This is a genomic window from Peribacillus sp. GL_122, from assembly GCF_057835005.1.
In genome coordinates, this window is sequence record NZ_CM174415.1 from 5,561,687 (window position 1) to 5,582,509 (window position 20,823).

Genomic DNA, 20,823 nt, shown 5'->3' on the forward strand with positions numbered 1-20,823 from the left:
TAATAAATTCACTTAAATATACTTTGAAAGTATAAAAGAACTATACACATAATTCAAGTGTTATCCACAAATTGGGGATAACCACATCGAATCCGTGGATAAGTTTGTGGATATTAATGATTAATGACAGACTTTTTTGATTTTTTGTTAATAACCCTGTGGATATGTTTACAAAATTATCTGATTTTAAAAAAAGAGGGCATCTGCCCCCTTTTTAAAATAGATCATTGAAGATTTCTGCAAACAGAGACTTCACTTCCACCTCAGGCTCCTTTTCCCCTTCATATAATTGTTGACCTTGTTTATTGGATGCCGCAAGTTCCACCTGTTTTTCTTCAACATTCCCATCAATGGCTTCCTCCGTCACTTGTTCCTTATCTTTTGCTTCTGTCACTTCTTCCTTTACTTCCGGCTCTGTAACCTCTTCTTTTACCGTTTCTTCCGGTACTTCTTTTACGCTCTCCTCCACTACCTTCTCTTCAACTACTTCCTCGGGCCCTTTTTCCTTATTAACCAGCACTTCTTCTTCAACTTCTTCCTCTGCACCCTCTTCATTTGTTGCAGCATACGCCTTCCCTTCCGAACTCAAGGATCCTTCACCCTCTTCCTCGACAATCGGACTTTGACTTACAGCCGTCCCATTTGAAAAATCCAGGAAACATAATGGGGGAAATAGAACACACCACCAATTTGCGCCTTCCCCCTTCCCAAGCGTGATAATCACCGCTTCATAATCCCCTGCCGGATATAAATACTGCCCATAGAGTTTTGTCGGAAATTCCGCTTGTCCAAAATCGACTTTAACTGACTGCTCCATACCCTGTTCCTTTATAACTGCCTCAGCCGTCGCTTGGATATCCGGTAGATGCGAGGTGATCACATCCCTCGCTTCATCCAAAGAAGTAAGTTCTTGGACCCATTTTGTGATATCTTCATTTACCTCATCCCTAATCAGCCGTTTAACCGCTTGATCCTTTTCTGCATCACTATTAGCAAGTATCCGCAGACGAATCGCCTCATCCGGAATCACCTTCGTAGCTTCTGCACCGACCATCTCCGCTTTAGGCATATATATACTTACGATCGTTCCTATAGTTAAGATTAATAGATAAATAATGGCTAAATGTTTAGTTTTCATCGCCTTCGCCCCCTCACATGAATTAGTCTCACCATTTTCCAGCTATCTTAAACTAGTAAAAATAAAAAAAGTTGATTGCTGGAAATATAGATTCCAAAGGATAATGAGGGTGGTTTCCATAAAAAAATATCCGTCTCAAAAGGAGAGACGGATCAATTTAATACAGCGAAGACCATTCGATCTTTCTCATTAATATCATTTACAATGGATACTTCTGCGGCAGGAAAGGTTCGCTTCAATAAATCGGCAACCGCCTTACCCTGTCCAGTGCCCACTTCAAAACCGATCAGCCCTGGCACCTCCATGATCAGAGGTAACTGCTCCATAAAGCGGCGGTAAAAATCCAGCCCATCGATACCGGCAAATAATGCACGATGCGGTTCATGCCCTGTCACGACTACTGACATGGATTCATGATCATCATCTGGTATATATGGGGGATTCGATAAAAGGACGTCCACCTTCTGGTTTATGTTTATGAAAGGCAAAAGCAAATCACCTTGCATGAACTCCACTTCGGCACCAAGTGATTCGGCATTTTTCCGCGCCACCTCAAGCGATGGTTCCGCTATGTCCGTGGCCGTCACCAACAAGTTTGATTTTTCAAGTTTCATCGTTATGGCGATTGCGCCGCTGCCGGTCCCAATATCAGCTAAACGAAGCTTCTGTCCCTCCATAAAAATGGCCGGGATTTTACGTAAAGCATAATAAATCAATTCTTCTGTTTCAGGTCTCGGTATGAGCACTTCTTCATTCACAAAGAAGGTCCGTCCATAAAATTCTTCACTGCCGATTATATATTGGATGGGCGTTCCCTCAGCATGCAGCTCAATAGCGGCCTTAAATTGCCCAAAATCCGCTTCGCTAAGCTCATCATGAAGGTTGGCCAGCATTTGGGAGCGGGTTTGTTTTAAAAAGTGCTGTAACAGGATTTCCCCAGCATTGGCATCACGATCATTTTCCTTTAAAAAAGAAGAAGCCCATTTAAGGGCTTCAAACACTTTCACGGCAGAATTACTCATCTGCATTTTCCAGCCTTGAAGATTGGTCTTCCATGATTAATGCATCAACGACTTCATCCAGTTTACCTTCCATGATTTGATCCAATTTTTGAATCGTTAAACCAATACGGTGGTCGGTAACGCGGTTTTGCGGGAAGTTATAAGTGCGAATCCTTTCGGATCTATCGCCCGTTCCAACGGCAAGCTTCCTATTTTGATCATATTCCGCCTGTACTTCGCGATGGATTTTATCGTACACCCTGGCACGCAAAACCTTCATTGCTTTTTCTTTGTTCTTGATTTGTGATTTTTCATCTTGACAGGATACAACCGTATTAGTCGGAATATGAGTCAAGCGCACCGCTGACATTGTCGTATTGACACTTTGCCCTCCAGGACCGCTTGATGCAAAGGTATCGACACGAACATCCTTATCATGGATTTCAACTTCCACTTCCTCAGCTTCAGGTAACACGGCAACCGTGGCTGTTGATGTATGAATCCGTCCGCCTGATTCAGTTTCAGGTACCCGCTGAACGCGATGCGCTCCATTTTCGAACTTCAATTTTGAATAAGCACCATTGCCATTAATCATGAATATGATTTCCTTGTAGCCGCCAAGCCCTGTAGGACTTGCTTCAATGACTTCAGTCCGCCAACCCTGCACCTCGGCAAAACGGCTATACATTCGGTATAGACTACCTGCAAATAAGGCCGCCTCATCTCCGCCTGCCGCTCCGCGGATCTCCATGATCACGTTTTTATCATCGTTAGGATCCTTCGGAATAAGCAATATTTTCAGTTTATCCTCAAGGCCTTTTATGGTCTCATCAAGTTCATTGATCTCTTCTTTTACCATTTCACGCATATCCGCATCAAGTTTCTCCTCCAGCATCGCCTTCGCTTCCTGGAGTTGCTCACGAACCGCTTTATATTCTTTATAAGTCGATGCGGTCTCTTGAATGCTGGATTGCTCCTTAGAATATTCCCTTAGCTTCTTAGAGTCATTAATGATCTCCGGGTCACTTAATAGTTCATTCAATCTTTCATATCTATCTTCTACTGCTTGTAAACGATCAAACAAATTATTCACCTCATAAATTTTCCAAAAACATCTGAAACGATTTGGAAGTAATCCATCTTTTCTAACTATAAATAAGTAGCTCAGTGCCCCAGCTCAGTTCACTTCTAGGTTAATTATAGTATAGGTGAATAATCAACGTCAAAGAGGATTCAAAAATGTCGTTATTTCTTTAATTTTACATCTAAATTATATTGAGGCACAACCCTGTTTATCATACTTTGTATTCGCTGCATTTCCTCTTTTCTCTTTTTTTCCGTCTTGATTTGGCCTTTATCATGGACCGTAACATGTATGGTATTTCCATTAAACCAAACGGAGCCCGCCTCATAATTAGTTTCAGAATCAATGACTCCGCGGATTTCATCAATTTGCTGCCCCATGGATGGAGAATTATTGGATGTATGATGCGGTGTGTTGAGGAGCTGATCTGATGGCCGTTCCGTTTCATTGTCCCAATCTTTATTGGATACTTGATCTAAACCCTTGCCAACAAGATCCCTGCCATCACGGGATTGATCCCCATATTCCGAATCATTATTTATTGCATTGTCATTTTGGCCGCATGCCGTTAGTGCAGCAAGCAGAAAGGCCGTCATAATAAGCAGTTTCGATTTCATATTTTTTCCCTCCATTTTGACTGGTTAAGAAGAACATTTCCCCGTTAGCCTGCCCAAAATGGGGCAATATTTATCTTCTATTTCCCTTCCATGTATTGGTCATGAACCACAGCAGTTTTACCACCACTTATAATTATTCCCAACCATTTCTTCATAAAAAAAGCACCCTACGATCTCATTGGATCATAGGGCACCATCATTCAAATATGTTCTTTGATCCCAACAGCCTGCTTACCCGGAACTTCGTGATGATGGCGGCAGCGGGGCTCGTATGATTCCGATGCACCCACAAGGATGATCGGCTCATCATAGGAGGCCGGCTCCCCATCTATCAATCGCTGTGTCCTGCTGGCAGGTGATCCGCACACTTCACACACAGCCTGCAGCTTAGTCACCGATTCTGCAAGCGATAATAGAACAGGCATAGGACCGAATGGTTCACCTCTGAAATCTTGATCGAGTCCAGCCATGATCACTCGATAACCGCTGTCCGCAAGATGCTGGGCAACCCCGATAATTTCATGATCAAAAAATTGCACTTCATCAATTGCAATGATATCCAGGGGCTTGTCCAAATACTTAAAAATATCCGTTGAATGGGCAATCGGTTTTGCCATCACAGAAGAGCCATTATGTGATACGACAGCCTCTTCCGCATAGCGATTATCAATAGCTGGTTTAAATACAGCTATTTGCTCTTTAGCAAATTGAGCACGGCTGACTCGTTTAATCAATTCCTCAGATTTACCTGAAAACATGCTTCCGCAAATTAGCTCGATCCAGCCTGTTTGTTTCATTACATACATGGAAACAGCTACTCCCTTCCACCTGTCGATCCCTTGGCCATAATTGAAGTCGACCCGGCTTTATAAAAATTCTTACTTGTTTATGGAAAAGAAAAAACAGGCAAGAAAAATACTTGCCTGTTTTTTAAAAAGTCCGGCTTATTTAATACCGTATTTTTTGTTGAAACGATCAACACGTCCGCCAGCTTCAGCGAATTTTTGACGACCAGTATAGAATGGATGGCACTCTGAACAAGTCTCAACTTTGATCTCTTCTTTAACTGAACCAGTTTCAAAAGTGTTTCCGCAAGAGCAAATTACTTTTGAAAGCTTATAATTTGGATGAATTCCAGTTTTCATTCTTTTCAGCTCCTTATGCCCTGAATCATTCGAAACAGAGTTATATACTTCAAGTTGAGGGAAAAGCACCCTCACATTTATTGTAAAAACACATGAACTCATTATAACAACTTAAGACTAGTTGTGCAACTGTTTGTTTCTTACAGGGTTTAAGAACGTTTTACGCTCGCTGGCCCCTTTTTCATTTCTGACATCTCTTCATCCAGCTTACTGAAAAATTCTTCATTACCTTTTGTCTGTTTTAGACGGCGAAGGAATTTCTCCGAGAAATCAGGTGAATCTGACATCGTTTTCCTAATGGCCCATAGTTTATCCAGGCGATCTTTAGGAATTAACAATTCTTCTTTACGAGTGCCTGAGCGACGAATATCGATAGCCGGGAAGATGCGTCTTTCGGCAAGGGCACGATCTAAATGCAGCTCCATATTGCCCGTACCTTTAAATTCTTCATAAATGACATCGTCCATTCTTGAACCCGTATCTACCAATGCTGTAGCAAGGATCGTCAGGCTGCCGCCTTCCTCGATATTCCTCGCCGCACCGAAAAAGCGTTTTGGACGGTGGAATGCAGCAGGGTCAATACCCCCTGATAGTGTACGCCCGCTCGGCGGAATGACAAGGTTGTAAGCACGGGCAAGTCGAGTGATGCTGTCCATTAAAATGATGACATCCCGTTTATGCTCCACAAGGCGCATGGCTCGTTCTAACACCAGCTCAGCCACCTTGATATGGTTTTCCGGCACTTCATCGAAAGTTGAACTTACCACGTCTCCTGCGACTGAACGTTCAATGTCTGTCACTTCTTCCGGGCGTTCATCGATCAACAGTACAATCAATTCCGATTCGGGATGGTTTGTGGTTATCGCATTGGCAATTTCCTTGATGAGCATCGTTTTACCGGCTTTTGGCGGTGCGACTATCAGACCACGCTGCCCAAAACCGACCGGTGCCAGGACATCCATAATCCTGGTCGATAAGTTCTTCGGTGTCGTTTCCAGTTTAATTTGCCTGTTTGGATACAGCGGTGTTAAACCTGGAAAGTGGACACGCTCTTTAGCTGATTCCGGATTATCGCCATTGACTGCTTCAACATGCAGCAATCCATAATAGCGCTCGTTTTCTTTTGGAGGCCTTACCTTACCGGACACTTTATCTCCATTTCGCAAATCGAATCTGCGGATCTGTGAAGCAGAAATATAAATATCCTCCGAGCTTGGAGAATAATTAATTGGACGCAGGAAACCGAAGCCCTCTGAAGGTATGATCTCTAAAACGCCCTCCATGAATAGGAGACCATCCTGCTCAGCTTGTGCTTTCAGGATAGCGAAAATAAGTTCCTTTTTTGAAAGTTTGCTGTAATAGGAAACTTTATATTCACGCGCGTGCTCATATAGATCCTTTAGTTTCATGTTTTCTAAATTAGAAATAGTTAAATTCATTATGACACCACACTTTTATTAATTAAACGTTTTCACCCATACTGAAAAAGAAATGGTTTGTTAGATGGAAGAAAAACCGCAATCCATGTACCCGACCAGAGTTTTCTTAGAAAGGATGATACATTTTTACATGTAAAGAAGAAAATTATTTGAAGGCTTCTTGAAGTTTGGAGTGAAAGGGCAGATTTTAAATTATTAATAGTAGACCAAGCTTTATTTTACTTTTTTTATTTTAATTATTCAACTTAAATTTTTTTAAAGAGAAAGCGAGCGATGAAACCGCTCGCTTTTTAAAAGTGATTTTTCTAAAAAACGCTATCAGTCAATCAAACCATTCGGTTTAATCTTAAGACTGTGACGCCCATCAATGAATCGAACGGTACCAGATTTAGCACGCATGACCACGGATTGTGTTTCACCGTAATGCCCTTTAAATTGTACACCGCGTAAAAGTTCTCCATCAGTCACACCTGTTGCAGCAAAAATTGCGTCATCTCCGCGAACAAGGTCTTCCATTCTGAGGACTTTTCCTAAATTAAGGCCCATTTTTCCACAGCGTTCCACTTCTTCATCACTATGAGGAACGAGCTTACCCTGAATTTCCCCTCCAAGGCATTTCAAGGCAACGGCTGCAATAACTCCCTCTGGAGCCCCGCCAGATCCGAATAAGATATCAACACCGGTAAGATCGAAGGCCGTATTTATGGCTCCCGCTACATCTCCATCGTTGATCAACTTGATACGTGCCCCCGCCTCACGAAGTTCATGAATGATCTTCGAATGACGATCACGGTTCAATACTGTTGCAACCACGTCTTGGATATCTTTATTCTTTGCCTTGGCTACCGCTTTCAGGTTGTCCAATACGGAAGCATTGATATCAATCTGACCAACAGCCTCGGGTCCGACAGCTATTTTATCCATATACATATCCGGGGCATGCAGCAAGTTCCCCTTATCGGCTATCGCCAATACAGCCAATGCATTCCAGCCGCCAGATGCAACGATGTTCGTTCCTTCCAAAGGATCAACAGCAACATCCACTAGCGGCCCAAGACCAGTACCAAGTTTCTCGCCAATATAAAGCATTGGCGCTTCATCCATTTCCCCTTCACCGATTACAACCGTTCCTTGCATGGGAATAGTATTGAAAACATCCCGCATTGCAGTTGTTGCTGCATCATCTGCTTCGTCTTTCTTTCCTCTTCCCATCCAACGAGCTGAATTCAGTGCCGCCGCCTCTGTTACGCGGACAAGCTCCATCGATAAACTTCTTTCCATTTCCGGTTCCCCCTCATGTACACTAGCATGATTTATTTATATATTAGTATAACACATTATATCATATATAGTAACACAATGAGGTAACAAGAAAAGGGATCAGCTTTTAAGCTGCTCCACTTCTTCTTGCGTCATTTCTTCACGCCAAATCGTCGCTCCCAAACCCGAAAGTTTTTCAACAAGATGGCTATATCCGCGATCTATATGTTCAAGCCCGGTCACTTCCGTAATCCCTTCAGCCATTAATCCGGCAATTACAAGAGCCGCTCCGGCACGTAAATCGCTTGCCTTCACTTTTGCCCCATGAAGTTGGACAGGACCATCGACGACGCCTGCTCTGCCCTCGACTTTGATCTTCGCATTCATGCGTCGCAGTTCATCAATATGCTTAAATCGTGCCCCGTATATCGTATCGGTCACCATGCTAGAACCGTTTGCTTTTGTTAAAAGGGAAGTGAAAGGTTGCTGAAGATCTGTTGGGAATCCAGGGTAAACCAATGTCTTGATATCAACGGGTTTATATTTTTCTCCCGGTGAGACAAATATCTGGTCATCACCCGCTTCAATATTAATCCCCATTTCCCTTAATTTAGCAGTCAATGACTCCAAATGCTGGGGAATGACATTATCGATCAGAATCCCTTCACCAACAGCAGCGGCTAAAATCATGAAAGTACCGGCTTCAATCCGATCCGGTATGATCGTATGCTTGCACCCATGCAAACTTTCCACACCATCAATACGAATGATATCCGTTCCTGCACCCTTTATTTTCGCTCCCATATTGGTCAACAGTGTGGCAACATCAATGATTTCCGGTTCTTTCGCAGCATTTTCAATCACAGTGCGGCCTTTGGCCAAAACGGCGGCAAGCATGATGTTGATCGTTGCCCCAACACTAACGACATCCAAATATATGCGTGCTCCCCGAAGCTCGTCCGCCCTAAGGTAAATGGCTCCTTGTTCATTCGTCACTTGAGCGCCTAGTGCTTCGAACCCCTTAATATGCTGATCTATCGGACGGGGTCCTAAATGGCAGCCTCCAGGCAAGCCGATTACTGCCTTTTTGAATTTACCAAGCATTGCCCCCATCAAATAATAAGAGGCACGTAACTTCTTGACCCTTCCATTGGGAAGAGGCATTGAAATCATCCTGCTTGGGTTGACTGTCATTTCTCCTTCATCAAAGGATACCTCACCGCCAATTTCCTCCATTAACGCTTTCAGCATCTGTACATCCGAGATATCAGGCAGGCCTTCAATCGTTACGGGAGAGTCCGCTAAAATTGTTGCCGGAATAAGGGCAACCGCACTATTTTTTGCTCCGCTGACACGAATGCTTCCCTTTAAAGGATAGCCACCGGCAATTTTAAGTTTTTCCATAATAAACTCCCTTCCACGCTAAGCACTTAGAAGCTACTTTCAAAAGTAATATTTTACCACAGGAAAATTGCATAATCCGACAACATTTACTATCTAGTTCTTTAGTTTACACAAAAGTAGAAAATTCATGTAAAAAAAAGATAAAAATTTCTAATTTATGTTAATTTTGTTAAAAGGGTGCAATCTATAGCGACTTAGCGGCAAGGCATTATGCTTCAGTGCGTGAATTCCAATCATTCAAGAAAGCTTCAATCCCTTTATCCGTTAATGGGTGGTGGAATAATTGCAATAAAACTTTATAAGGGATCGTTGCAATATGTGCCCCTTTAAGAGCCGCTTCTGTAATATGCATCGGATGGCGGATGGAAGCTGCAATGATCTCAGCGTTGATATCATGGATCGCAAATATGTCAGCAATATCCGAAATTAAATCCAAACCATTTTGGCCGATGTCGTCCAAGCGTCCTAAAAATGGCGATACATAAGTTGCTCCTGCCCTAGCTGCCAATAAAGCTTGGTTGGCACTGAAAATAAGCGTGACATTAGTTTTGACACCTTGTTTTGTAAGTGCTGAAACAGCCTTCAGGCCGTCTGGGGTCATTGGCACTTTAATCGTGATATTAGGTGCAATAGCAACGAGTTCCTTGGCTTCAGCCATCATTCCTTCAAAATCAAGCGCAATGACTTCAGCAGAAACGGATTCCTTAACAAGGCTTGTGATTTCTTTTAGCCGGTCATGGAAAGAAACGCCCTTTTCTCTTGCAACAAGGGATGGGTTAGTCGTAACACCTGCTAAAACGCCAAGTTCGTGCGCTTGTTTGATTTCTTCCATGTTTGCTGTATCTATAAAGAATTTCATAAAATATCCTCCGTATGTAATCGATTTTTTACTTCCCTATATGCCTCTGAATTCTAATTGTTCTAAAAATGGAGCCCGGATTCAGCCCTGCATCTAAAAGAAACCATTAGGGGGGAGCCCCCCAATGGGAATATTGCCTTTATCATCCTACATTTAATGGGATGGAACCCTTATGTTACGTTTCTAAATTATGCTTTGCCGTTTGAACCGAATTCACGTATTTTGCCGATTACAGTTTCTTTAATCGCTTCACGGCCAGGTACCATGTATTTACGAGGGTCGTACACTTCGGAATCGTTATTCAAAATTTCACGAACCGCTTTTGTGAACACAATTTGATTTTCCGTATTCACATTGATTTTTGATGTTCCAAGAGAAATCGCTTTTTGGATATCTTTCGTAGGTATGCCTGTACCGCCATGAAGAACAAGAGGTTTGTTCGTTAAATCCCGTACTTCTTCCATTTCTTTATAGCCTAGGTTAGGTTCACCTTTGTATGGTCCGTGAACGGATCCCAAAGCTGGAGCAAAACAGTCGACATTCGTTTCTTTAACTAACTGTTCACATTCTTGAGGGTCTGCATATACGACTCCATCAGCGATTACATCATCTTCTTGTCCGCCAACCGTGCCCACTTCCGCTTCAACCGAAACATTCCGTGCGTGAGCGAATTCGACAACCTTCTTGGTTGTTTCGATATTTTCTTCGATCGGATGATGTGAAGCATCGATCATTACTGAGGTGAATCCGGCTTCGATAGCTTCCTTACATTTATCAAAACTTGAACCATGGTCAAGGTGAATCGCCACAGGAACAGTGATTTTCATGTCTTCCAACAATCCTTGAACCATCATGACAGTCGTTTTAAAACCACCCATATGACGGGCAGCACCTTCGGAAACTCCAAGGATGACTGGAGATTTTTCTTGTTCTGCAGCAGCTAAAATGGCTTGAGTCCATTCAAGGTTATTGATATTGAATTGACCTACTGCATATTTTTCATCAAGGGCTTTATTCAGCATATCTTTCATAGAAACTAAAGGCATTTGATTTCCTCCTACTAGTGGATGTTATGATTTTTAAAGTTAATTCTTTCTAGATATTCCCTAAAACGAAAGTAGCATACGCTTATAAATCAGAATATCTCTCCTCTTTTAGCATATCAATACATCAAAAAAACAGCAACAATTAGCACTATTCAATGCCTCAAATTTTATTCCAAAAAAACACGGCCCATCTAAAAAAAGATAGCCGCAGCAATTACCCCGTCAATAATATTAAATTTTCAAGACCGTTAACTTGATTGAATCGGTAAGTATTCTCGAACGGCCTTTCTAATATCATCAATATCAAACGGCTTTGCAAAGTGTGTCATTGCCCCTAAATCCTTTGCTTCCTGAATCATATCAAGTTCACCATATGCCGTCATGATTATGACCCGGATGTCCGGATCGACGACTTTCATCCTTTTCAAGATCTCAATGCCATCCATTCCCGGAATCTTCATATCCAGCAATACAAGATCAGGTGAATGATTATTTAGCACTTCCAAGGCTTGAATGCCATTAGCCGCTTGAAATGTTTCATACCCTTCTTTATGTAAAACCTCGTTCAATAAAATACGAATCCCGAATTGATCATCAACAATCAATATTTTCCCTGGCATTTTATCACCTCTCCGCTTCCCGATTCATCAATAAAATATATTAGCCTATTCGGCCATATTACCCGAAAAAGGGTAGTTACATAGATTGCGTTAAATCACTTTAGGTCCAACGCATTTATTCCTTCATGATTTCTATGTTCATATTCGATAATTGTAACAAAATTCCTGCTATATGGCTAAAAGGAATTTTAATTTTTTTGTTTTTTCGACCGATTTAGTAAATTCAGCCCTTTGGATCAAAAGCCCTGAAACCTGTCAATGCAAAGGAAAGTCCTTTATAATAAGTATATTATTTTTTAAAGGAGTCCCTGATCATGTTAAAAATTTTCTCGACACAGATAAGCGGTTTATTTAAAAAAATGATTGAAAATGAGGCCTTTGAAATGGAGGATGCCGGACGCTTGCTCGCTCAGGCTGCGGTTGGGGACGGTTCTGTGTTCATTCACGGTTTTGGTGAAATGCAGGGCGTCACTGCCGAGGCTTTGAATGGGGCAGAACCCTTTCCTAAGGCAAAAAGATATGAATCAGGAGAAACTTTTTCCAGAGAAGATCGATTTCTTATATTCAGCCGCCATTCGGACGATTCAGAGGCATTGATGCTGGCAAAACAACTCAAGGAAAAAGATATACCATTTGTTGCAGTTTCTACATCCGTCCCTTCTGAAGAAGATTCTCTTTTGGAGTTGGCTGACGTTCATATTGATTTACGTATCCAACGGGGATTGATTCCCGATGAAACTGGAAATCGATATGGGTACCCTACCCTCATTGCCGCTCTTTTCGCTTATTATGGGATTAAATTCACTCTGGAAGAAATCATAAAAGAATATGAAGATGAAGAATGATATCTTCATCCTAAACAAAAAAAACAGCCACATGGGCTGTTTTTTTATTAAAGATTTTTACCGTACTTTAATGACATACCGACAAAGTCACGGAATAGCGGCTGCGGACGGTTAGGACGCGACGTGAATTCCGGATGGAATTGAGAAGCCACAAACCAAGGATGATCTTTTAGTTCAACGATTTCAACTAGACGACCATCTGGACTTGTACCGGAGAACACGAATCCTGCCTCTTCCATAGCTTGACGATAGTGGTTATTGAATTCATAACGGTGACGGTGACGTTCATAAACAACCTCGTCATTATACGCTTCGTATGCTTTAGTTCCTTCGATAAGCTTACATGGATACAGACCAAGACGCAGTGTTCCGCCCAAATCTTCTACATCCTTCTGCTCAGGAAGAAGATCGATGATTGGATCTGGAGTATCTTCCTTAATTTCTGCTGAATGTGCTTCTGGCAATCCCAGGACGTTGCGTGCATACTCAATGGACGCCAACTGCATGCCTAAGCAAATTCCGAAGAATGGTTTTTTTGTCGTGCGGGCAAATTCGGTCGCTGCAATTTTCCCTTCAATTCCACGATCTCCAAATCCGCCAGGGACAAGGATTCCATCTGCATCTTGAAGAAGTTCAGCAACATTTTCTTTAGTTACGTCTTCGGAATTCACCCAGTCGATTTCAACATCTGCATCAAATGCGTAACCAGCATGCTTAAGTGCTTCCACTACAGAAAGGTAAGCATCTTGCAATTCAACATATTTTCCGACTAACGCGATTTTCGTTTTCTTCGATAAAGAAGTAACCTTTTTGACTAGTTCCTTCCAATCTTCCATATTCGCTTCGCCACAGTCCAATTGCAAGTGATCACAAACGATTTGGTCCATATTTTGTGCTTGAAGCGCAAGAGGAATGGAGTAAAGTGTATCCGCATCAAGACATTCGATAACAGAATTTTTATCGATATCGCAGAATAAAGCGATTTTATCCTTCATATCTTGTGAAATCGGGCTTTCTGTACGTGCAACGATGATATTTGGCTGAATGCCAAGACTGCGTAATTCCTTTACACTATGCTGTGTCGGTTTTGTTTTCATTTCACCAGCAGCTTTGATGTAAGGAACCAGTGTACAATGGATATACATAACATTATTGATGCCGATATCACTCTTGATTTGGCGAATCGCTTCAAGGAATGGAAGAGACTCGATATCCCCTACAGTACCGCCAATTTCAGTGATGACTATATCTGCATTCGTTTCATTACCTGAACGGAAAACGCGTTCTTTAATTTCATTCGTGATATGGGGAATGACTTGAACCGTTCCACCTAGATAATCGCCACGGCGTTCTTTCCTCAGGACGGTTGAATAAATTCTGCCTGTAGTCACATTGCTGTGTTTTCCAAGGTTGATATCAATGAAACGCTCATAGTGCCCTAAATCCAAATCCGTTTCAGCACCATCATCCGTTACAAACACTTCACCATGTTGATATGGACTCATCGTACCAGGATCCAAGTTGATATAAGGGTCAAACTTCTGGATCGTAACATTCAATCCCCTATTTTTTAATAATCTACCTAAAGAAGCGGCCGTTATCCCTTTTCCCAAGGAAGAAACTACTCCACCTGTCACAAAAATATATTTTGTCATCTTATATCCTCCTATAGAATGTTTTCTTCCAATTCTGTTCTTCACATCATTAAATCGGAACCTGAATCGAATCTTCCGCCACATGAGCGGTTAAAAGCTAAAAACCGTAAACCAGTACAAACCATTAATCACTTAAAGGTCTTTAGTGAGAGTCATGCAGGATACATGAACAAGAATAAATTTCCTTAAATGACGTAAACATAAATATGTTCTCTATAGTTTTTACAATTCTACGAGAAATCATTTTTAAAAATAAAAAAATGATGTCATTTATTCATTCCATCATTAAAAACAAAAACGCTCCGCTTACAATAAAAGTAAGGGAGCGATATAATTTAATCATTGTGTCCTTTTTTAAGGAGCCCAAAAATGATTCTACAAATTTCGCCTCAAAAAGTCAAGGGCGATTATTTATTTCTCATCCTCTTCATTCAAGTCATCTTCGTCTTCATCTTCGTCCTCATCATCTTCAAGGACAAATGCTTCATCTTCGATTATTTCTTCTTCCAGATCGTCGTCATCATCCACGTCATCATCCAAAAGCACTTCGTCGATGACTGGAGAACCTAGAATATCATCATCGTCGTCATCTTCATCCTCGTCCAGATCATCGATATCTTCTTCAAAGTCAAGGTCTTCGTCTTCAAGTTCATCGAAATCGTCGATAACGACAGCTGCCTTTTTGGCTTTCTTTTTCTTTTTAGGTTTTACAACATGTACGACTTCTTCTTCGATTTGGTCAACCGGGTACCATGTTTTCAATCCCCAGCGATTGTCTCCAAGTGAAGTGAAACGGCCATCCACATTTAAATCCGTATAGAATTGTGCAATTTTCTTTTCCACTTCCGCTTTAGATAAATGGTGCAGCGAAGCTAATTCACTTATTAAGTCTTTAAATGGAATCGGTTCATTTCTTTCCACTAACAAATCATATGCCATCTCTATTAAGGACATTTCCAACAATTGCTCTTTTGAGTATTGTTTTAAACTCAAATTCCGCACTTCCCTTCTCTATTCAAACACTGAATTCCGTGTTTTTTCACATAAAAAAATAATCTAAAACAGTAGTTCGATAAAATAACGACAATTCCTGCTAGACATATACTCCATTATAAACAATCTAAATGGGTTTATGCTAGTTCTATATGATACTTTCACACATTTACCTTATTGTCTATCATTCACAGGAAACCAAAAGGTAAATATCATTCCTTTTTCTTTTTGGATTTCTGACGATATGCTGCCGTAAAAAAGACAACCGTCAGGATAAAAAAAGAAATGGCACCCAATTGATGCTCATACAGCTCAAATAAAAAAATGATGGCAAGAATGTAACCTATGATTAATCCAATCATTTTCAGGTTCATTTTCTCAACTCCAATAGGGCTGATTCTTCATTTTTGCCCCTTTTCCAAATAATTATAAGGTAAAATCTTCATTTTGTTAAAAAAGAGGGGAATTATTAAAAAAAGAGGCCCCTAAACGTTCGGAGCCCCTTCTTGGTTTACATATTCCTTCGATATTGACCTCCTACATCATATAGCGCCCTCGTTATCTGCCCCAGACTGGCCACTCTCACACAGTTCATGAGTTCGGCAAAGATATTTTCCCCATTCATGGCTGCCAATTTCAGTTTAGTTAGCGCCTCATCCGTGAACTCTTTATTTCTTTCCTGGAATGCCCGGAGATTCATGATTTGCCCTTCCTTTTCTTCCTTCGTTGCACGGGCAATTTCCATGCTGTTCACCGCTTCTTCGGAAGGAGGATTAGGATTCAAATACGTATTGACACCAATGATCGGCAATTCTCCCGTATGCTTTTTCATTTCGTAATGCATCGATTCATCCTGGATTTTCCCGCGCTGATACTGCGTCTCCATTGCACCCAGGACACCGCCTCGATCGTTGATGCGATCGAATTCTTGCAGTACGGCCTCTTCAACCAGATCCGTCAATTCCTCTACGATGAAGGCACCTTGCATCGGGTTTTCATTTTTTGAGAGACCATGCTCCTTTGTAATGATCATTTGTATGGCCATTGCCCGGCGCACGGATTCTTCGGTAGGCGTCGTGATGGCTTCATCGTACGCATTAGTATGCAGGGAGTTACAGTTGTCCTGCAGTGCCATTAAAGCCTGAAGCGTCGTTCTGATATCATTAAAATCAATTTCTTGCGCATGAAGGGAGCGCCCAGAAGTCTGTATATGGTATTTGAGCTTCTGGCTACGGTCATTCGCACCATATTTATCCCGCATGACAGTCGCCCAAATCCTTCTTGCCACCCTCCCGATAACCGTATATTCCGGGTCGAGCCCATTTGAGAAGAAGAACGACAAATTCGGAGCAAAGTCATCAATATTCATTCCGCGACTTAAATAATATTCGATGTAAGTAAAGCCATTCGCTAATGTAAAAGCCAGCTGCGAAATGGGATTGGCACCCGCTTCTGCAATGTGATAGCCGGAAATGGATACAGAGTAGTAGTTCCTGACTTTGCGATCGATGAAATATGCTTGAATGTCCCCCATTAACCTTAAAGCAAACTCCGTAGAGAAGATGCATGTATTCTGGCCTTGGTCCTCTTTCAGAATATCCGCTTGAACAGTTCCGCGTACCGTTTGAAGGGTATAAGCCTGCACTTCTTCAGCTTCGGCATCAGTAAGGGGACGGCCTAACTCTTCTTCTTTCCGTTGAATCTGCTGATCGACTGCAGTATTCATATACATGGCCAAAATGATTGGTGCCGGTCCATTGATGGTCATGGAAACAGATGTTGAGGGGTGGCAAAGGTCAAAGCCTGCATACAGCTTTTTCATGTCATCCAACGTACAGATGCTGACTCCGCTTTCCCCTACCTTTCCATAGATATCAGGCCGGTGATCAGGGTCCTCACCATATAAAGTTACAGAATCGAAAGCCGTACTAAGCCGTTTAGCAGTATCATCCTTTGACAAATAATGAAAACGCCTGTTGGTTCGGTCGGGCGATCCTTCACCGGCAAATTGCCGCTTCGGGTCTTCCCCTTCACGCTTGAATGGAAAGACTCCAGCTGTGTAAGGAAAGAAGCCCGGAACGTTTTCACGGAATACCCATCCTAAGATCTCACCATAATCCACATATTTAGGCAGTGATACTCTCGGAATCATTAAACCTGATAAACTTTTGGTTTTCAGCTTTGTGACGATTTCTTTATCCCTGACTTTCGTTACAAACTGCTCCCCTGCATACTTTTCTTTTAAATCCATCCATCCAGAAAGGATTTTTTTAGATTCAGGTGATAAATTCAAAGCGGTTTCCTTTTTCAGTTTTTCTAAAGAAGCCACCATATCGTCGTTGTTATCATTTTCCTTAATTGCATCAATTGCTCCTTCAAGCTGGAAAAGCCTCCGGGCAATACGTACTTGTTCAGCCGCACGCTTATGATACGATCTGACCGTATCACTGATTTCACGTAAATAATACCGACGGTCAGTAGGAATGATGACATTTTGCTTGTAAACATCCGCTTCTTTCGAAAAGGCCGTACTCCAAACCGTCCCTGATTTTTCATTAAGCTTTTCAATCAGTGCAGCGAATAATGCATTGGTGCCTGGGTCATTGAATTGGGAAGCGATCGTACCGTATACTGGCATTTCTGATGGATCTTGATCAAAAAGTGTACGGCTTCTTTGGTATTGCTTTTGAACTTGGTTTTTTGCATCCTCGGAGCCTTTGCGCTCGTATTTGTTAATGACTATCAAGTCTGCATAATCAATCATATCGATTTTTTCAAGTTGCGAAGGAGCACCGAATTCACTCGTCATTACATACATGGATACATCGCATATTTCGGCAATTTCTGCATCTCCCTGACCAATTCCGCTCGTTTCAACGATGATTAAATCAAAGCCAGCTGCCTTCACGACTGAAATGGCATCTTTTATCGCCAAAGACAACTCACTTTTTGAATGGCGCGTGGCTAGGCTCCTCATATAAACACGCTCTGAAAAGATCGAGTTCATTCTGATCCTGTCACCAAGCAGGGCACCGCCCGTTTTCTGTTTGGTCGGGTCTACAGATAGAATGGCGACTCTCTCGTCTGGAATTTCGTTAATGAACCTTCGTATCAATTCATCAGTCAATGAACTTTTTCCAGCGCCGCCAGTCCCTGTAATTCCTAGAACGGGAACCTTCTTTTCGGAAGTCTTGATCTGCTCAAAAAGACTCTCCACCGCTGCCGCTGATTCCTGTGAAACATCGAGTCTATTTTCGGCAAAGGTAATAAATTGGGCAATGGCATTTGTTCCCCCGGCAATCAATTCATTAAAACGTTCTTGTAAAGATGGTTTGACTGTCGAGAAATCACACTCCTCCATCAATACGTTTATCATTCCTTGAAGCCCATATTCCCGCCCTTCATCAGGCGAAAAGATACGTGCAATCCCATAATCATGCAGTTCTTTAATTTCCCTTGGGATGATGACCCCGCCGCCGCCGGCAAAAATCCGAATGTGCTCGGCTCCCTTTTCCTTCAGCAGGTCATACATATATTTAAAATATTCCACATGTCCGCCTTGGTAAGATGACATGGCTATGCCTTGAACATCTTCCTGGATGGCCGCATTCACGATCTCTTCTACCGAACGATTATGACCTAGGTGAATAACTTCTGCCCCGCTGGACTGAAGGATTCTCCTCATTATATTGATGGATGCGTCATGTCCATCAAATAAACTCGAAGCTGTGACGAATCTAATATGGTTCTTCGGTTTATACACCTCAACTGTACTCATATAGCTCCTCCTTATTGAAACTTATTTATATCAGTGCTTTTTGGAACCCGATACATTTTGAATCAATAATTGCGTCTGCAGTTCAACATACTCTTGAAGCGTATACTGTTTATGCAAAGCCCATCTTCTAAAACTCCACATCTGTCCCTGAACGAAAATGTTATGTGAAACAAGGCTTATTTGTTTTTCCGTTAACGAGAGCTCCCCATTCTCGACACATTTCGTTATCACTTTTTCGAACATGCCAACCATCCGAATTTCTTTGTTCAGAACATATGGTAAAGCATCTTTCGTCAGGGCCTTCACTTCCTGATACATGACCAACACTTCGTCCTGCATATCATCCATCACTTTATAAAAATAGGCGATCGTCAGCTTCAAACTTTCAAGTGTCCCATCACTCTGTTCTATTTCTTTCTGAAGCTTTTCCTGGACTTCATCATAGATAAAGTCACAAACGAGATATAATATATCTTCCTTGGTTCGGATATACTCGTATAACGTGCCAATACTAAAGCCAGCAGCTTTGGCAATTTCCCTGGTAGTCGTACGGTGAAATCCCTTTTCCTTAAAAAGGGTAACCGCTCCTTTAATCATTTGTGTACGCCTTTTTTCAACCAGCCGCTCATCCTTTACAGATGCAAGAACCTCTCTTTTTTCCATTTCCAAACCCCTTTTGAAAGCCCATTATTCAATTATCAAAGACATTCTGAAGAAATTGAAAAGGGAATTCCGGTAAAGGCAGTGCCTCATCGGAAAACCTCAGTTTCAACCTTATTTAGTAACCATTCGTGAGATGACCAGTTTTTGAATTTCCTGTGTACCTTCGTAAATCTGGGTTATTTTCGCATCGCGCATATACCGCTCCACTGGATAATCCTTTGTATATCCATAACCCCCGAAAACTTGCACGGCCTCCGTCGTCACTTTCATTGCTGTATCCCCAGCAAAAAGTTTGGACATCGCCGACTCTTTTCCATAAGGAAGGCCCACTGATTCCAACCACGCAGCCTGATAGGTTAATAGCCTTGAAGCCTCAACACCCGTTGCCATATCCGCCAATTTAAAACCGATTCCTTGCTGTGCAGAAATTGGCTTGCCGAATTGGACGCGCTCTTTTGCATAACCAACCGCGGCATCCAATGCACCTTGGGCTATGCCTACAGCCTGGGCTGCAATTCCATTACGGCCGCCATCAAGCGTCATCATCGCAATTTTAAAGCCTTCTCCTTCTTTTCCAAGGAGATTTTCTTTAGGCACCCGGCACTCATCAAAGATGATTTCCGTGGTCGGTGATGAACGGATTCCAAGCTTCTTCTCTTTTTTACCAACACTGAAGCCCGGGAAGTCCTTTTCAATGATAAAAGCACTCGTTCCTTTTTGTTTCGATTCAGGGTCCGTCAATGCAAAGACGACATATGTATCCGCAATCCCGCCGTTCGTAATGAAGATTTTTGAACCGCTGATAACATATTCATCACCTACAAGCTTTGCAGTCGTTCTCATCCCGCCTGCGTCTGAGCCTGAGCTAGGTTCAGTCAGTCCGTATGCACCGATTTTTTCACCCTGTGCCATCGGGCGAAGGTATTTTTGTTTTTGTTCTTCAGACCCAAATTTATATATTGGCCATCCTGCGAGCGAAGTATGGGCTGATAAAGTCACCCCAGTGGATGCGCAAACGCGGGAAAGTTCCTCAATCGCTATGCAATATGCTAAGTAATCACTGCCAATTCCGCCGTATTCCTCAGGCCACGGAATCCCAGTCAATCCAAGCTCAGCCATTTTATCGAAGATCTCACGGTCAAATCGTTCTTCTTCATCCCTCTCGGCAGCAGTCGGAGCCACCTCATTCTGGGCAAAGTCGCGCACCATTTTCCTGATCATTTCATGTTCTTCCGTTAGTTTAAATTGCATGAATATGCCCTCCAAATTTTTCGTA

Annotated in this window: 19 protein-coding genes; 1 reads left to right on the forward strand and 18 read right to left on the reverse strand. The window is 42.1% G+C overall.

Translation table 11 applies throughout. The features are described from left to right. Positions 1–214: 214 nt before the first annotated feature. The 12 genes from spoIIR to AC3ISB_RS27155 form a co-directional block, all read right to left on the reverse strand. A complete protein-coding gene (spoIIR, locus tag AC3ISB_RS27100; RefSeq protein WP_489275103.1) occupies positions 215–1,138 on the reverse strand; it encodes a stage II sporulation protein R in 924 nt (307 codons plus the stop codon). A gap of 152 nt (positions 1,139–1,290) precedes the next feature. Further along, a complete protein-coding gene (gene prmC / locus AC3ISB_RS27105; protein ID WP_489275105.1) occupies positions 1,291–2,160 on the reverse strand; it encodes a peptide chain release factor N(5)-glutamine methyltransferase in 870 nt (289 codons plus the stop codon). Next, a complete protein-coding gene (gene prfA / locus AC3ISB_RS27110; RefSeq protein WP_141992316.1) occupies positions 2,153–3,223 on the reverse strand; it encodes a peptide chain release factor 1 in 1,071 nt (356 codons plus the stop codon). Before prfA ends, prmC begins: the two co-directional genes overlap by 8 nt. Positions 3,224–3,384: 161 nt before the next feature. Then, a complete protein-coding gene (locus AC3ISB_RS27115; RefSeq protein ID WP_489275107.1) occupies positions 3,385–3,840 on the reverse strand; it encodes a hypothetical protein in 456 nt (151 codons plus the stop codon). A 200-nt stretch (positions 3,841–4,040) separates the two neighbouring features. Continuing rightward, positions 4,041–4,646, reverse strand: a complete 606-nt coding sequence (locus AC3ISB_RS27120) for a thymidine kinase (protein WP_034315845.1) — start codon at positions 4,644–4,646, stop codon at positions 4,041–4,043. 138 nt (positions 4,647–4,784) lie between these two features. Continuing rightward, positions 4,785–4,985, reverse strand: a complete 201-nt coding sequence (rpmE, locus tag AC3ISB_RS27125) for a 50S ribosomal protein L31 (protein ID WP_034315847.1) — start codon at positions 4,983–4,985, stop codon at positions 4,785–4,787. 149 nt (positions 4,986–5,134) lie between these two features. Continuing rightward, the gene (rho, locus tag AC3ISB_RS27130; RefSeq protein ID WP_034315849.1) at positions 5,135–6,424 is read right to left on the reverse strand and encodes a transcription termination factor Rho; all 1,290 of its coding nucleotides are present in this window, start codon (positions 6,422–6,424) and stop codon (positions 5,135–5,137) included. A 318-nt stretch (positions 6,425–6,742) separates the two neighbouring features. Then, positions 6,743–7,705: a class II fructose-bisphosphatase gene (gene glpX / locus AC3ISB_RS27135; protein ID WP_098370200.1), complete on the reverse strand. Its 963-nt coding sequence runs from the start codon at positions 7,703–7,705 to the stop codon at positions 6,743–6,745. 99 nt (positions 7,706–7,804) lie between these two features. Next, on the reverse strand, positions 7,805–9,088 hold the full coding sequence (gene murA / locus AC3ISB_RS27140) for a UDP-N-acetylglucosamine 1-carboxyvinyltransferase (RefSeq protein WP_489275111.1): 1,284 nt from the start codon (positions 9,086–9,088) through the stop codon (positions 7,805–7,807). A gap of 208 nt (positions 9,089–9,296) precedes the next feature. Beyond that, entirely contained in the window at positions 9,297–9,947 is a 651-nt protein-coding gene (fsa, locus tag AC3ISB_RS27145; protein ID WP_098370202.1) for a fructose-6-phosphate aldolase, read from the reverse strand. Positions 9,948–10,135: 188 nt separating this feature from the next. Next, positions 10,136–10,993 (reverse strand): class II fructose-bisphosphate aldolase, encoded by an 858-nt coding sequence (locus AC3ISB_RS27150; protein ID WP_098370203.1) that lies wholly within the window; start codon positions 10,991–10,993, stop codon positions 10,136–10,138. A 248-nt stretch (positions 10,994–11,241) separates the two neighbouring features. After that, on the reverse strand, positions 11,242–11,613 hold the full coding sequence (locus AC3ISB_RS27155; protein WP_034315860.1) for a response regulator: 372 nt from the start codon (positions 11,611–11,613) through the stop codon (positions 11,242–11,244). 314 nt (positions 11,614–11,927) lie between these two features. Between AC3ISB_RS27155 and AC3ISB_RS27160 the strand changes: the two genes are divergently transcribed. Next, positions 11,928–12,458 (forward strand): DUF2529 domain-containing protein, encoded by a 531-nt coding sequence (locus tag AC3ISB_RS27160; RefSeq protein WP_098370204.1) that lies wholly within the window; start codon positions 11,928–11,930, stop codon positions 12,456–12,458. Between the two features lie 47 nt (positions 12,459–12,505). Here AC3ISB_RS27160 and pyrG read toward each other — a convergent pair whose 3' ends face one another. From pyrG to AC3ISB_RS27190, 6 genes are all read right to left on the reverse strand, one after another. Beyond that, positions 12,506–14,113, reverse strand: a complete 1,608-nt coding sequence (gene pyrG, locus AC3ISB_RS27165) for a CTP synthase (protein ID WP_098370205.1) — start codon at positions 14,111–14,113, stop codon at positions 12,506–12,508. Between the two features lie 411 nt (positions 14,114–14,524). Further along, positions 14,525–15,106 carry a DNA-directed RNA polymerase subunit delta gene (gene rpoE / locus AC3ISB_RS27170; protein ID WP_480339257.1) on the reverse strand — a complete coding sequence of 194 codons (582 nt, stop codon included), beginning with the start codon at positions 15,104–15,106 and terminating at the stop codon, positions 14,525–14,527. A 212-nt stretch (positions 15,107–15,318) separates the two neighbouring features. Beyond that, positions 15,319–15,480, reverse strand: coding sequence for a hypothetical protein (locus AC3ISB_RS27175; protein ID WP_155726484.1), 162 nt, complete (start codon positions 15,478–15,480; stop codon positions 15,319–15,321). A gap of 137 nt (positions 15,481–15,617) precedes the next feature. Next, positions 15,618–18,884 carry a fused isobutyryl-CoA mutase/GTPase IcmF gene (icmF, locus tag AC3ISB_RS27180; protein WP_141992318.1) on the reverse strand — a complete coding sequence of 1,089 codons (3,267 nt, stop codon included), beginning with the start codon at positions 18,882–18,884 and terminating at the stop codon, positions 15,618–15,620. Between the two features lie 30 nt (positions 18,885–18,914). Then, the gene (locus tag AC3ISB_RS27185; RefSeq protein WP_098370208.1) at positions 18,915–19,547 is read right to left on the reverse strand and encodes a TetR/AcrR family transcriptional regulator; all 633 of its coding nucleotides are present in this window, start codon (positions 19,545–19,547) and stop codon (positions 18,915–18,917) included. 111 nt (positions 19,548–19,658) lie between these two features. Further along, positions 19,659–20,798: an acyl-CoA dehydrogenase gene (locus AC3ISB_RS27190; RefSeq protein WP_098370209.1), complete on the reverse strand. Its 1,140-nt coding sequence runs from the start codon at positions 20,796–20,798 to the stop codon at positions 19,659–19,661. Positions 20,799–20,823: the final 25 nt, after the last annotated feature.

Bases quoted from the DNA above. Each gene is read 5' to 3' on its own strand.
- pyrG (WP_098370205.1), bottom strand. From the start codon at position 14,113: ATGACAAAATATATTTTTGTGACAGGTGGAGTAGTTTCTTCCTTGGGA.
- AC3ISB_RS27155 (WP_034315860.1), bottom strand. From the start codon at position 11,613: ATGCCAGGGAAAATATTGATTGTTGATGATCAATTCGGGATTCGTATT.
- AC3ISB_RS27120 (WP_034315845.1), bottom strand. From the start codon at position 4,646: ATGTATGTAATGAAACAAACAGGCTGGATCGAGCTAATTTGCGGAAGC.
- prmC (WP_489275105.1), bottom strand. From the start codon at position 2,160: ATGAGTAATTCTGCCGTGAAAGTGTTTGAAGCCCTTAAATGGGCTTCT.
- AC3ISB_RS27185 (WP_098370208.1), bottom strand. From the start codon at position 19,547: ATGGAAAAAAGAGAGGTTCTTGCATCTGTAAAGGATGAGCGGCTGGTT.
- spoIIR (WP_489275103.1), bottom strand. From the start codon at position 1,138: ATGAAAACTAAACATTTAGCCATTATTTATCTATTAATCTTAACTATA.
- icmF (WP_141992318.1), bottom strand. From the start codon at position 18,884: ATGAGTACAGTTGAGGTGTATAAACCGAAGAACCATATTAGATTCGTC.
- glpX (WP_098370200.1), bottom strand. From the start codon at position 7,705: ATGGAAAGAAGTTTATCGATGGAGCTTGTCCGCGTAACAGAGGCGGCG.
- AC3ISB_RS27150 (WP_098370203.1), bottom strand. From the start codon at position 10,993: ATGCCTTTAGTTTCTATGAAAGATATGCTGAATAAAGCCCTTGATGAA.
- fsa (WP_098370202.1), bottom strand. From the start codon at position 9,947: ATGAAATTCTTTATAGATACAGCAAACATGGAAGAAATCAAACAAGCG.
- AC3ISB_RS27115 (WP_489275107.1), bottom strand. From the start codon at position 3,840: ATGAAATCGAAACTGCTTATTATGACGGCCTTTCTGCTTGCTGCACTA.
- rho (WP_034315849.1), bottom strand. From the start codon at position 6,424: ATGAATTTAACTATTTCTAATTTAGAAAACATGAAACTAAAGGATCTA.
- murA (WP_489275111.1), bottom strand. From the start codon at position 9,088: ATGGAAAAACTTAAAATTGCCGGTGGCTATCCTTTAAAGGGAAGCATT.
- AC3ISB_RS27175 (WP_155726484.1), bottom strand. From the start codon at position 15,480: ATGAACCTGAAAATGATTGGATTAATCATAGGTTACATTCTTGCCATC.
- rpmE (WP_034315847.1), bottom strand. From the start codon at position 4,985: ATGAAAACTGGAATTCATCCAAATTATAAGCTTTCAAAAGTAATTTGC.
- AC3ISB_RS27190 (WP_098370209.1), bottom strand. From the start codon at position 20,798: ATGCAATTTAAACTAACGGAAGAACATGAAATGATCAGGAAAATGGTG.
- AC3ISB_RS27160 (WP_098370204.1), top strand. From the start codon at position 11,928: ATGTTAAAAATTTTCTCGACACAGATAAGCGGTTTATTTAAAAAAATG.